The organism is Streptomyces sp. MB09-02B, assembly GCF_033794485.1.
Classification (GTDB): Bacteria; Actinomycetota; Actinomycetes; order Streptomycetales; family Streptomycetaceae; genus Streptomyces.
This window is the reverse complement of sequence record NZ_JARGEE010000327.1, coordinates 1-10,518: the sequence shown is the minus strand read 5'-3', so window position 1 is coordinate 10,518 and position 10,518 is coordinate 1. Positions and strand designations below refer to the sequence as shown.

10 protein-coding genes and 1 rRNA gene are annotated in these 10,518 nt (G+C 71.6%); 9 read left to right on the top strand and 2 right to left on the bottom strand.

Going from position 1 to position 10,518, the window contains the following annotated elements:
- Both rrf and P1P70_RS32955 read left to right on the top strand, forming a co-directional pair.
- Positions 1-95: ribosomal RNA gene (gene rrf / locus P1P70_RS32960) — 5S ribosomal RNA — on the top strand; the annotation flags it as partial.
- Between the two features lie 1,378 nt (positions 96-1,473).
- Positions 1,474-2,340, top strand: coding sequence for a hypothetical protein (locus tag P1P70_RS32955; protein WP_319244327.1), 867 nt, complete (start codon positions 1,474-1,476; stop codon positions 2,338-2,340).
- A gap of 83 nt (positions 2,341-2,423) precedes the next feature.
- Here P1P70_RS32955 and P1P70_RS32950 read toward each other — a convergent pair whose 3' ends face one another.
- A complete protein-coding gene (locus P1P70_RS32950; RefSeq protein ID WP_319244323.1) occupies positions 2,424-3,722 on the bottom strand; it encodes a DUF1015 domain-containing protein in 1,299 nt (432 codons plus the stop codon).
- A 127-nt stretch (positions 3,723-3,849) separates the two neighbouring features.
- Here P1P70_RS32950 and P1P70_RS32945 point away from each other — a divergent pair, with 127 nt between their 5' ends.
- The 4 genes from P1P70_RS32945 (at position 3,850) to P1P70_RS32930 (ending at position 8,115) form a co-directional block, all read left to right on the top strand.
- The gene (locus P1P70_RS32945; RefSeq protein ID WP_319244321.1) at positions 3,850-4,878 is read left to right on the top strand and encodes an HAD hydrolase-like protein; all 1,029 of its coding nucleotides are present in this window, start codon (positions 3,850-3,852) and stop codon (positions 4,876-4,878) included.
- A gap of 89 nt (positions 4,879-4,967) precedes the next feature.
- Positions 4,968-6,011 carry a FecCD family ABC transporter permease gene (locus P1P70_RS32940; protein ID WP_319244319.1) on the top strand — a complete coding sequence of 348 codons (1,044 nt, stop codon included), beginning with the start codon at positions 4,968-4,970 and terminating at the stop codon, positions 6,009-6,011.
- A gap of 29 nt (positions 6,012-6,040) precedes the next feature.
- Complete coding sequence (locus P1P70_RS32935) at positions 6,041-7,090, top strand: FecCD family ABC transporter permease (protein ID WP_319244317.1); 1,050 nt, start codon at positions 6,041-6,043, stop codon at positions 7,088-7,090.
- Positions 7,087-8,115, top strand: coding sequence for an ABC transporter ATP-binding protein (locus P1P70_RS32930; RefSeq protein WP_413471603.1), 1,029 nt, complete (start codon positions 7,087-7,089; stop codon positions 8,113-8,115). Before P1P70_RS32935 ends, P1P70_RS32930 begins: the two co-directional genes overlap by 4 nt.
- Here P1P70_RS32930 and P1P70_RS32925 read toward each other — a convergent pair.
- A complete protein-coding gene (locus P1P70_RS32925; RefSeq protein ID WP_319244315.1) occupies positions 8,099-8,446 on the bottom strand; it encodes an SCP2 sterol-binding domain-containing protein in 348 nt (115 codons plus the stop codon). The genes P1P70_RS32930 and P1P70_RS32925 overlap by 17 nt on opposite strands.
- Positions 8,447-8,488: 42 nt before the next feature.
- On the opposite strand from P1P70_RS32925, the gene P1P70_RS32920 reads away from it, so the two are divergent.
- From P1P70_RS32920 to P1P70_RS32910, 3 genes are read left to right on the top strand one after another with little or no spacing between them, the layout of a single operon-like run.
- Positions 8,489-8,791 carry a hypothetical protein gene (locus P1P70_RS32920; RefSeq protein WP_319244313.1) on the top strand — a complete coding sequence of 101 codons (303 nt, stop codon included), beginning with the start codon at positions 8,489-8,491 and terminating at the stop codon, positions 8,789-8,791.
- Positions 8,792-8,798: 7 nt separating this feature from the next.
- Positions 8,799-9,614 (top strand): TlyA family RNA methyltransferase, encoded by an 816-nt coding sequence (locus tag P1P70_RS32915; protein ID WP_319244311.1) that lies wholly within the window; start codon positions 8,799-8,801, stop codon positions 9,612-9,614.
- Positions 9,611-10,516, top strand: coding sequence for an NAD kinase (locus P1P70_RS32910; RefSeq protein WP_319244309.1), 906 nt, complete (start codon positions 9,611-9,613; stop codon positions 10,514-10,516). Before P1P70_RS32915 ends, P1P70_RS32910 begins: the two co-directional genes overlap by 4 nt.
- Positions 10,517-10,518: the final 2 nt, after the last annotated feature.

Sequence of the window (10,518 nt, the reverse complement as noted above, 5' to 3'; positions counted from 1 at the left end):
AAACGCCCGGTTACATTCCGAACCCGGAAGCTAAGCCTTACAGCGCCGATGGTACTGCAGGGGGGACCCTGTGGGAGAGTAGGACGCCGCCGAACAATCTTTGGAAAGGACCCCTGGTCCCAGCGTTCAGCTGGGACCAGGGGTCCTTTTGTTTCTAGAATGCTTGCAGTACCGAAGACAGGAGTCACCATGTCCACCAACTCTCCCGAGGATCGACCGGAGCGCGACCAGCGGCGACGGGACAGTGGTGACCGTGGCGGCTATCGCGGTGGACCGCGCCGTGACAACGACCGGCGTGACAACGACCGTGGTGGTTACGGCCGGCGGGACGACCGGCGTAGCGACGACCGCCGAGGCGATGACCGTCGGGGCGATGACCGTCGGGGTGACGATCGAGGGGGGTTCCGTCGCGACGACCGCCGCGATGACCGTGGTGGCAGTGGCTTCCGCCGCGACGACAATCGTGGTGGCGGCGGCGGATTCCGTGGTCGTGACGACCGCCGTGACGACAGGCGTGAAGGCGACCGTGGGCCTCGCCCCGCGTTCCGCCGCGACGACCGCCCCGGGGCACCTCGTCGCGACGACCGGGATCGCGACCGTGGCTTCCGTCGTGACGATCGCCGGGACGGTGACCGGCCGGCCTTCCGTCGCGATGACCGCCGTGACGACCGCCCCGTGTTCCGCCGTGACGACCGGAGGGACGATCGACGGGACGACCGGCGTGACAGCGGGGACCGTGGTGATCGTGGCGGCTTCCGTCGTGACGACCGGGACCGTGGGTTCCGTCGGGACGACCGCCCGGCTCGTCCTGAGCGTCGTGAGGGTGACCGTCCCGCTTACCGTCGCGATGACGACCGCGGTGGCTTCCGCCGCGACGACAACCGCGGTGAGCAGCGCGGCGGCGGGTTCCGTCGTGACGACCGCGGCCGTGACGAGCGTCGTGGCGACGACCGCGGTGGGCGTCCGCCCTTCCGCCGTGATGATCGCCGTGAGGACTTCCGGCGCGACGATCGCCGGGACGACCGGCGCGATGACCGGCGCGATGACTTCCGTCGTGACGATCGCCGAGATGGTGACCGGCCGGCCTTCCGTCGCGATGACCGCCGTGACGACCGTCGGGACGACCGCCCCGCTCGTCCTGAGCGTCGTGAGGGTGACCGTCCCGCGTACCGTCGCGATGACGACCGCAGTGGCTTCCGCCGCGACGACAACCGCGGTGAGCAGCGCGGCGGCGGGTTCCGTCGTGACGACAGCCGTGGCGGTGAGCGCGGCGGCGGTGGGTTCCGTGGCCGCGACGACCGTGGGCGCGACGAGCGTCGCGGAGACGACCGGGGCCGTGGTCCCCGTCGGGACGACCGTGGCGGTCGGCCCGGTGGCTTCCGTGGTCGGGACGACCGGCGCGGCGGCGACGACCGGCGTGGCGGTGGGCGTTTCCGCGACGAGCGGGACCGGGACCGTGAGCCGATCAAGCGGCTGCCGATCCCGGAGGACGTCACCGGCGAGGAGATCGACAAGGACGTACGGCAGGAGCTGCAGAGCCTGCCGAAGACGCTCGCGGAGGACGTCGCCAAGAACCTGGTGATGGTCGCGCGGCTCATCGACGAGGACCCCGAGGGGGCGTACGGCTACTCCAGGGTCGCCCTGCGGCTGGCGTCCCGTGTCGCGGCCGTGCGGGAAGCGGCCGGCTTCGCCGCGTACGCGAACCAGAAGTACAGCGAGGCCCTCGCGGAGTTCCGTGCGGCCCGGCGGATGACCGGCAACGTCGAGCTGTGGCCCGTCATGGCCGACTGCGAGCGTGGTCTCGGGCGGCCCGAGAAGGCGCTCGACATGGCTGGGGCCCCCGAGGTGCACAAGCTGGACAAGGCCGGTCAGGTCGAGATGCGGCTCGTCGCGGCCGGGGCCCGGCGTGACATGGACCAGCTCGACGCGGCCATCGTGACGCTGCAGAGCCCCGAGCTGGCCTCCAACTCCGTACAGCCGTGGACCGCGCGCCTGCGGTACGCCTACGCCGACGCGTTGCTCGCGGCCGGGCGTGAAGGCGAGGCGCGGGAGTGGTTCGCCAAGGCCGTCGAGGCAGACAAGGACGGCAGCACGGACGCGTCGGACCGGCTGGCGGAGATGGACGGTGTCGAGTTCATGGACGTCCTCGTCGAGGACGAGGACGAGGGCGCGGACGAGGACCAGAAGGAAGACGGCATCCTCGTCGACGAGGACCACGACTCCGACTCCGACTCCGACTCGGACTCGGACGCCGACGCCGATGACGACGCGGGCGACGAAGACGACCCCGCCGATGTGGACGACGCGGATGCCGTCATCGTCGACGACGACAAGGACTGACGTCCGGTAGAGACCGTGAAGGGCGGGATTCCGTACAGGGATCCCGCCCTTTCGTATGTCCGGCCTCGGTGGAAGCCGCCGCCTCAGAACTCCAGTGCGCGCAGGACCAGCCCCGACGCCGGCTTGGGGCCGAACGACGTGGACTTGCGGGGCATGGTGACGCCCTGGCGGGCCAGGTCGCGTACGACCTCCTCGCGGACCGGGTGCATGAGGACGGCCGTGCCGCCGTCGCGTTCGGCCTTCTCCACGGTCGCGGCCGTGTCGTGGATGTAGGCGACGTGCGCCGGGGAGTCCTCGGGGATGCGCCAGACGTGGTCGAGGAGGGTGGCGTGCAGGACCGTCGCGTCCAGGGTGCGCCAGGCGGCCGGGCGGTCGGCGGGGATCGTACGGGCGAGGAGTTCCGGGTCCGGCCGGTCGACGAGGTGGAAGGCTCCGTCGGACGAGCCCGCGAGGACGAAGGCGTTGCCGGTGGCGGCCGCGTCCGCCAGGGCTTCGAGGGCCTCGGGGAGCGGGGCGTCCAGGCGGCGTACGCGGAACAGGCCGTCCAGGGCGCTGAGGGCGTTCGAGAGCGGGAGTTGGTGGAGGAGGCGGTGGATCGCGCGCACGCGCAGGGGGTAGCGGGCGGTGTCGACGAGCAGGACCAGGCCGTAGTCCCACGGGCTGGGGGACGGGTGCTCCGTGCGGAGCCGGAGGTAGGTCGCCCAGCGGTGGTGGCCGTCGGCTATCAGGGCCTGGTGGCGGGCCAGGTCCGACTGGATCTCGGCGAGGTCGGCCGGGTCGGTGACCGCCCAGAGACGATGGCCGAAGCCGTCCTCCGTGGTCGTGGCGAGGAGCGGGGCGCGTTCCGTGGTGCGTTCGACCACGGCCGTCGCTCCGGCCCTGGCACCGTTCCCCCGGTACGTGAGCAGCAGGGGCTCCAGGTTGGTGCCGGTCGCGCGCATCAGGGCCGCTCGGTCCGCGATGACATGGGGGATGACGTCCTCGTGGGGGAGGACCACGCCGGCGGAGGGCTCGGACAGGCGCAGGGCACCTATGAGACCTCGCTGGAGGATGCTGCCGTCCGCCTGCTCGTAGACGTAGAGCCCGGGCTCGGCGTCGACGGCGAGGACGCCGTCGGCGAGCCAGCGGCGCAGTGTGTCGGCCGCCTGTTCGTCACGGGCGCCCTGGGTACTGGCCTGGGGGAGTATCAGGCGGACGATGTTGTGGGGATCAGCGGATTCGAGGTGGAGCAGACCGTCCGGCCGTACGACGACGTCGTACGGCGGTGATGTGACGGCGGCCAGGCTGCCGACCCGGTCGGGGTCGTAGCGAAGCCCCCGGAACGGGGTCAGTTCGAGGCCGCTGCGCGCCGGGATCTCCTCCGCGGGACCTGCGTAGTTCATTGGTGCATCGTATGGGTGTCGGTGCCGTGAGGGATGATCGGTGAAAGTGACCTGACCGATTGTTGACCCACGGCCGTCCGACGCGGCCGGGCGGGAGACCGTCGGACCGAGCGAGGAGCGGAGCACGATGAGCCAGGCAGTCAGGACGCGGCCCGACGGCAGTGGGCAGGCCCTGAGCGAGGCGTACGACACGGCTCTGCTCGATCTGGACGGTGTGGTGTACGCGGGAGGGAGTGCGATCGCGTACGCCGTGGAGTCCCTGAGCACAGCGCGCGCCGGTGGTATGCACCTCGCATACGTGACCAACAACGCGCTGCGGACGCCCGACACGGTGGCCGCGCATCTGACGGCTCTCGGGATACCGACCGAGGCAGGAGACGTCATCACCTCGGCGCAGGCTGTGGCCCGGCTGATCAGCGAGCAGCTGCCCGCCGGCGCGCGGGTGCTGGTCATCGGCGGCGAGGGGCTGCGGGTGGCCCTGCGCGAGCGGGGTCTCGAACCGGTCGAGTCGGCGGACGACGATCCGGCGGCCGTGGTGCAGGGGTTCGGCGGCCTCGACCTGCCCTGGGGGCGGTTCGCGGAGGCCTGCTACGCCATCGCGCGCGGGGTGCCGTGGTTCGCGTCCAACACCGACCTGACGATCCCGAGCGCGCGCGGGATCGCGCCGGGCAACGGGGCGGCGGTGCAGGTCGTCCGGATCGCGACCGGCGCCGAGCCGCAGGTGGCGGGCAAGCCCCTGCCGCCGATGCACCGCGAGACGATCCTGCGGACCGGCGCCGAGCGGCCGTTGGTGGTCGGGGACCGGCTGGACACGGACATCGAGGGGGCGTTCAACGGCGAGGTCGACTCGCTGCTGGTGCTGACCGGTGTGACCGACGGCGCGCAGTTGCTGGCCGCGCCTCCGCAGCACCGGCCCACGTATGTCGACGCCGACCTGCGGGGCATGCTCACCGGGCAGCCGGAGGTCGTCGAGGCGGGCGCGGGCTTCCGCTGCGGTGGCTGGACGGCCACGGCGGGCCCGGACCGGCTCGAACTCGACGGTGAGGGCGAGGCCCTGGACGGGCTGCGGGCGTTGTGCGCGGCGGCCTGGACGGCTGCCGGAGAGGGCTCCTGCGAGCTGGACGGGGGGAAGGCACTGGCCCGGCTGGGCTTGTGAGGGGGAGACCGTCGTGCGCCAAACGTGCCGCTGTGCGGTGTTCGGGGACGCGATCGAGCCGAAAAGGGAGGATAGGCTAACCTAACCGGGTGTTGGTCGACAGTCCTCCTGAACCGAGCGCGGAGACCGTCCCCGCGTCCCCGAACCGCAGGGCGGTACGAGCCGTAGGGCTCCTCGTGGCCCTGGCGATCCTGGCCCTGGTCGCCCTGGCGAGTATCGCCATCGGCGCGAAAGAGCTCTCGCTGGAGCAGGTCTGGCACGGCCTGTTCGAGGACACGGGGACGTACGGTGACGCCGTGGTCGGGGAGCGGATCTCGCGCACGCTGCTCGGACTGCTCGCGGGAGCCGCGCTCGGGCTGGCCGGCGCCGTCCTCCAGGCACTCACCCGGAACCCGCTGGCCGACCCCGGCCTGCTCGGCATCAACGCGGGCGCGTCCGCGGCCGTCGTCACCGCCATCACCTATTTCGGCGTCACCTCGCTGAGCGGGTACGTGTGGTTCGCGTTCGCCGGCGCGGCCGTGGTCGGGGCGCTGGTCTGGTTCCTCGGCGGCAGTCGGGGGGCGACGCCGGTGCGGCTGGCGCTCGCGGGTACGGCGATCAGTGCCGCCCTCTACGGCTACCTCCAGGCCGTGATGATCATGGATGACGCTGCGCTCTCCCGGATGCGCTTCTGGACGGTCGGTTCGCTGGCCTCGGCGACCGACGAGACCATCACCCAGGTGCTGCCCTTCCTGGCCGTCGGCACGGTCGTCGCGCTGCTGCTCGCCCGACCGCTGAACGCGATGGCCATGGGCGACGACACCGCCCGCGCGCTCGGCGCCAACCTCAACCGCACCCGCGCCCTCTCCATGGCCGCCGCCACCGTGCTGTGCGGTGCCGCGACGGCCGCCTGCGGGCCGATCGTCTTCGTCGGGCTGATGGTCCCGCACGTCGTGCGGTCCTTCACCGGCCCCGACCTGCGCTGGATCCTGCCGTACGCGACCGTCCTGTCGCCCGTGCTGCTGCTCGGCGCCGATGTGCTCGGACGCATGGTGGCGCGGCCCGCGGAACTCCAGGTCGGCATCGTCACCGCGATCCTGGGCGGCCCGGTCTTCATCTTTCTCGTACGACGGCGGAGGACGGCGCAGCTGTGAAGACGCAGGCCACGAGGGAGACCCACGTCATGAGCAAGCCCGCCGGGCGCGACCGCGCGCTCCGCACGCCCGGCGGCCTGTCCGTCCGGCTGGACGTGCGGGCGTTCACGGTCGTCGTCACGCTGCTGATGGCGGCTCTGACCGCGAGCGTCGTGCTGATCGGGACCGGCGACTTCCCGATCCCCGCCGGCGACGTCCTGAAGACGCTGCTGGGCAACGGGGACGCGGGTCAGGAGTTCATCGTCAACGAGCTGCGGCTGCCCAGAGTCCTGGTCGGACTCCTCGTCGGGGCCTCGCTCGGGCTCGGTGGGGCGCTGTTCCAGTCCATCTCCCGCAATCCGCTGGGCAGTCCGGACGTGCTCGGCCTCTCCCAGGGCGCCACCGCCGGGGCCCTGGTCGTGATCGTGCTGTTCTCCGGCAGCGCGAACCAGGTGGCCCTGGGGGCGCTCGTCGGCGGTCTGGTCACCGGCGTCGCGATCTACGTACTGGCCTGGAAGCGGGGTGTGCACGGCTACCGGCTGGTGCTGGTCGGCATCGGTGTCTCCGCGATCGTCACGGCGGTCAACGGCTACCTGATCACCAAGGCCGACCTCGTCGACGCGGGCCGCGCGGTCGTCTGGATGACCGGTTCCCTCGACGGCCGTGACTGGGCCCAGGTCCAGCCGCTGCTGATCATGTGCGCGATCCTCGTTCCGCTGGTGCTCGGCAACGCGCGCGGGCTGCGGATGCTGGAGATGGGCGACGACGTGTCGTACGCCCTCGGGGTGAGCGTCGAGCGCGTACGGCTGCTGCTGATGGTGTCGGCCGTGCTGCTCACCGCCGGGGCCACCGCCGCCGCCGGGCCGGTCAGTTTCGTCGCCCTCACCGCGCCCCAGCTCGCCAAGCGGCTGACCCGTTCCCCGGGCCCGAACCTGGTGCCCGCGATGTGCATGGGCGCGACCCTGCTGGTCGTCGCCGACCTGGCCTCGCAGCGGGCCTTCGGGGCCGACCGGCTGCCGGTCGGTGTGGTCACCGGCGTACTCGGTGGCGTCTATCTGCTCTGGCTGCTCGTCACCGAGCGGAAGGCCGGGCGGATATGAACGTGAACGACAGCGCGTCGGCGACGCACGAGAACGACTGTGCGTCGGCGACGCACGAGAACGACTGTGCGTCGGCGACGCACGAGAACGACAGCGCGTCGGCGTACACGAACGACAAGAGGAGCACCGTGAACCGCCTGTCCGCCGAGAACGTCACCCTGGCCTATGACCAGCGGGTCATCGCCGAGCAGCTGTCGGTGGAGATTCCCGACAACTCGTTCACCGTGATCGTCGGCCCCAACGCCTGCGGCAAGTCCACGCTGCTGCGGGCCCTCTCCCGGATGCTGAAGCCGTCCCTGGGGCGGGTGCTGCTCGACGGGCAGGTCATTCAGTCGATGCCCGCGAAGAAGGTCGCCCGGACGCTCGGGCTACTGCCGCAGTCGTCGATCGCGCCCGACGGGATCACCGTCGGCGACCTCGTCGGTCGCGGTCGGTACCCGCACCAGGGGCTGCTGCGGCAGTGGTCGGCCGAGGACGAGCGGATCGTGCGGGAGTCCATGGAGTCGACCGGGGTCGCCGAGCTGGCCGACCGTTACGTCGACGAGCTGTCCGGCGGCCAGCGCCAGCGGGTCTGGATCGCCATGGCGCTCGCCCAGCAGACCCCGCTGCTGCTGCTCGACGAGCCGACCACCTTCCTCGACATCCAGCACCAGATCGACGTGCTCGACCTGTGCGCCGAACTCCACGAGGAGCAGGGCCGCACGCTGGTCGCCGTGCTGCACGACCTCAACCACGCCGCCCGCTACGCCACCCACCTCATCGCCCTGCGCGGCGGCTCGGTGATCGCCGAGGGTGCCCCCTCCGAGATCGTCACCGCCGAGCTGGTCGGGGAGGTGTTCGGGCTGCGCTGCCAGGTCATCGACGACCCGGAGACGGGCACGCCGCTGGTGGTGCCGGCGGCGCGCCAGGCACGGGCCGGGGTGGCCAGGACCGAGAAGGCGGGATCCGAGGAGCCCGGATCCGAGAAGGCGGGACCCGAGAGGGCGGCATCCGAGAAGGTGGGGGCCGCTACAGAAGCTTCCTGAGCTGGAGCAGGTCCCGGAAGCCCGCCTCCAGCTTCACCCGGCCCGACCCCCAGGCCTTGGCGAAGTTCAGTTCGCCGTCGACCAGGGCCACCAGGTCGTCGCCCGTCATCGCGAGCCGGATCTGCGCCTTCTCGGCGGGCGGCCCCTGAAGGGTCTCGTGCACCTCGATCCGGCCGTCCCGCATCCGGCCCACGAAGGTGACGTCGAGATCCTTGATGTGGCAGCTCACCGAACGGTCGAGGGCCGTCGCCTCGTGTATCTGTCCGTCGGCGCCTGCCATGGTGTCCGAGAGCTTTTCGAGCGCGGCGCGGCACTCATCGATCGTTGCCATCGCGATCGACGGTACCCCAGAGCTTCGCGGTAGCGTCTGGGCATGAGCGACTCTTTGCCCGAGGCCGTGGCGGAGGCGGACGCGGTGGCTCCGGAGGTGGCGGCCGAGGTCGAAGCCGAGGACGACCCCGCCGCCCCGGCCCCGCTGGACGTGCCCCGCACCGCCACCGGCCATCCCGAGGTCGACGCCGGCCTCGACCGGCTGGCCGACGCCGACCACCTCGCCACCGACGGCCATGTGGAGGTGTACGAGGATGTACACCGGGGGCTGCGCGACGCGCTCACCGCGCTCGACGCCCGCCCGGGACCTCCGGCGCCCCCGCGACCGTACGAAAGCAGGAGCTGAACCCACCGTGGCAGGAGTCGCACGCCGCCGTCTGGACGCCGAACTGGTCCGGCGGAAGCTCGCGCGGTCGCGTGAGCACGCGAGCCAGCTGATCGCCGCCGGCCGGGTCACCGTCGGCAAGACCGTCGCGACGAAGTCCGCCACCCAGGTGGAGACCGCCGCCGCGATCGTGGTCGTGAGCGACGACAGCGACCCCGAGTACGTGTCCCGGGGCGGCCACAAGCTCGCGGGCGCCCTGGAGGTCTTCGTCCCCGGAGGGCTGGTCGTCAAGGGCCGCCGGGCACTGGACGCCGGTGCCTCCACCGGCGGTTTCACCGACGTACTGCTACGGGCCGGGGCCGCGCACGTGGTCGCCGTGGACGTCGGATACGGACAACTCGCGTGGACCTTGCAGAGCGATGAACGCGTCACCGTCAAGGACCGTACGAACGTACGCGAGTTGACGCTCGAAGCGATCGATGGGGAGCCTGTGGATCTTGTCGTGGGGGATCTGTCCTTCATCCCGCTCGGCCTGGTACTGCCCGCCCTGGTGCGGTGCGTGAAGCCGGACGCCGATCTGGTGATGATGGTCAAGCCGCAGTTCGAGGTGGGTAAGGAGCGGCTGGGCAGTGGGGGAGTCGTGAGGAGTCCGGAGCTGCGCGCCGAGGCGGTGCGCGGGGTGGCCCGGCGGGCGGGGGAGCTGGGGCTCGGGGTGAAGGGTGTGACGGCCAGTCCGCTGCCCGGTCCCTCGGGCAATGTGGAGTACTTTCTGTGGCTGCGTGCCGGTGCACCCGCGCTGGACCCGGCCGACGTCGACCGAGCAGTGGCGGAGGGGCCGCGGTGACCCAGGACCGATCTCGAACTGTCTTCCTGCTCACCCACACCGGGCGGCCGGCGGCGATCCGCAGCGCCGAACTCGTCGTCAAGGGGCTGCTGCACCACGGCATCGTCGTGCGCGTCCTGGAGTACGAGGCCGAGGACATCCCGCTGCCGGAGGAGGTGGAGCTCGTCAAGGAGGCCACCCCGCAGTGCCTCGACGGGTGCGAGCTGCTGATCGTCCTCGGCGGTGACGGCACGTTGCTGCGCGGCGCCGAGTTCGCCCGTGCGTCCGGGGTGCCGATGCTCGGCGTCAACCTCGGCAGCGTCGGCTTCCTCGCGGAGGCCGAGCGGGACGACCTCGACAAGGTCGTCGACCGGGTGGTGACCAGGTCCTACGAGGTCGAGGAGCGGATGACCGTCGACGTCGTCGTTCACCAGAACGGGGACATCGTCCACACGGACTGGGCGCTGAACGAGGCGGCCGTGCAGAAGGCCGGCGCCGAGAAGCTGCTCGAAGTCGTCCTGGAGATCGACGGGCGGCCGGTGACCGGGTTCGGGTGCGACGGCATTGTGCTGTCGACGCCGACCGGGTCGACGGCGTACGCGTTCTCGGCGGGCGGGCCCGTGGTGTGGCCGGAGGTCGAGGCGCTGCTGATGGTGCCGATCTCCGCGCACGCGCTGTTCGCCAAGCCGTTGGTGACGTCGCCGAATTCCGTGCTGGCGGTGGAGGTGCTGCCGCACGTTCCGCCGGGAGTGCTGTGGTGCGACGGGCGGCGGACCGTCGAGCTGCCGCCGGGGGCGCGGGTCGAGGTCCGGCGGGGGGCTGTGCCGGTGCGACTGGCTCGGCTGCACCACGCTTCGTTCACCGACCGGCTGGTGGCGAAGTTCGCGCTGCCGGTTTCCGGGTGGCGGGGGGCTCGGCATTAGCG

Coding starts and splice junctions, on each gene's coding strand:
- P1P70_RS32920 (WP_319244313.1), top strand. CDS start 8,489: ATGAGCGACTCTTTGCCCGAGGCCGTGGCGGAGGCGGACGCGGTGGCT.
- P1P70_RS32950 (WP_319244323.1), bottom strand. CDS start 3,722: ATGAACTACGCAGGTCCCGCGGAGGAGATCCCGGCGCGCAGCGGCCTC.
- P1P70_RS32925 (WP_319244315.1), bottom strand. CDS start 8,446: ATGGCAACGATCGATGAGTGCCGCGCCGCGCTCGAAAAGCTCTCGGAC.
- P1P70_RS32945 (WP_319244321.1), top strand. CDS start 3,850: ATGAGCCAGGCAGTCAGGACGCGGCCCGACGGCAGTGGGCAGGCCCTG.
- P1P70_RS32930 (WP_413471603.1), top strand. CDS start 7,087: ATGAACGTGAACGACAGCGCGTCGGCGACGCACGAGAACGACTGTGCG.
- P1P70_RS32935 (WP_319244317.1), top strand. CDS start 6,041: ATGAGCAAGCCCGCCGGGCGCGACCGCGCGCTCCGCACGCCCGGCGGC.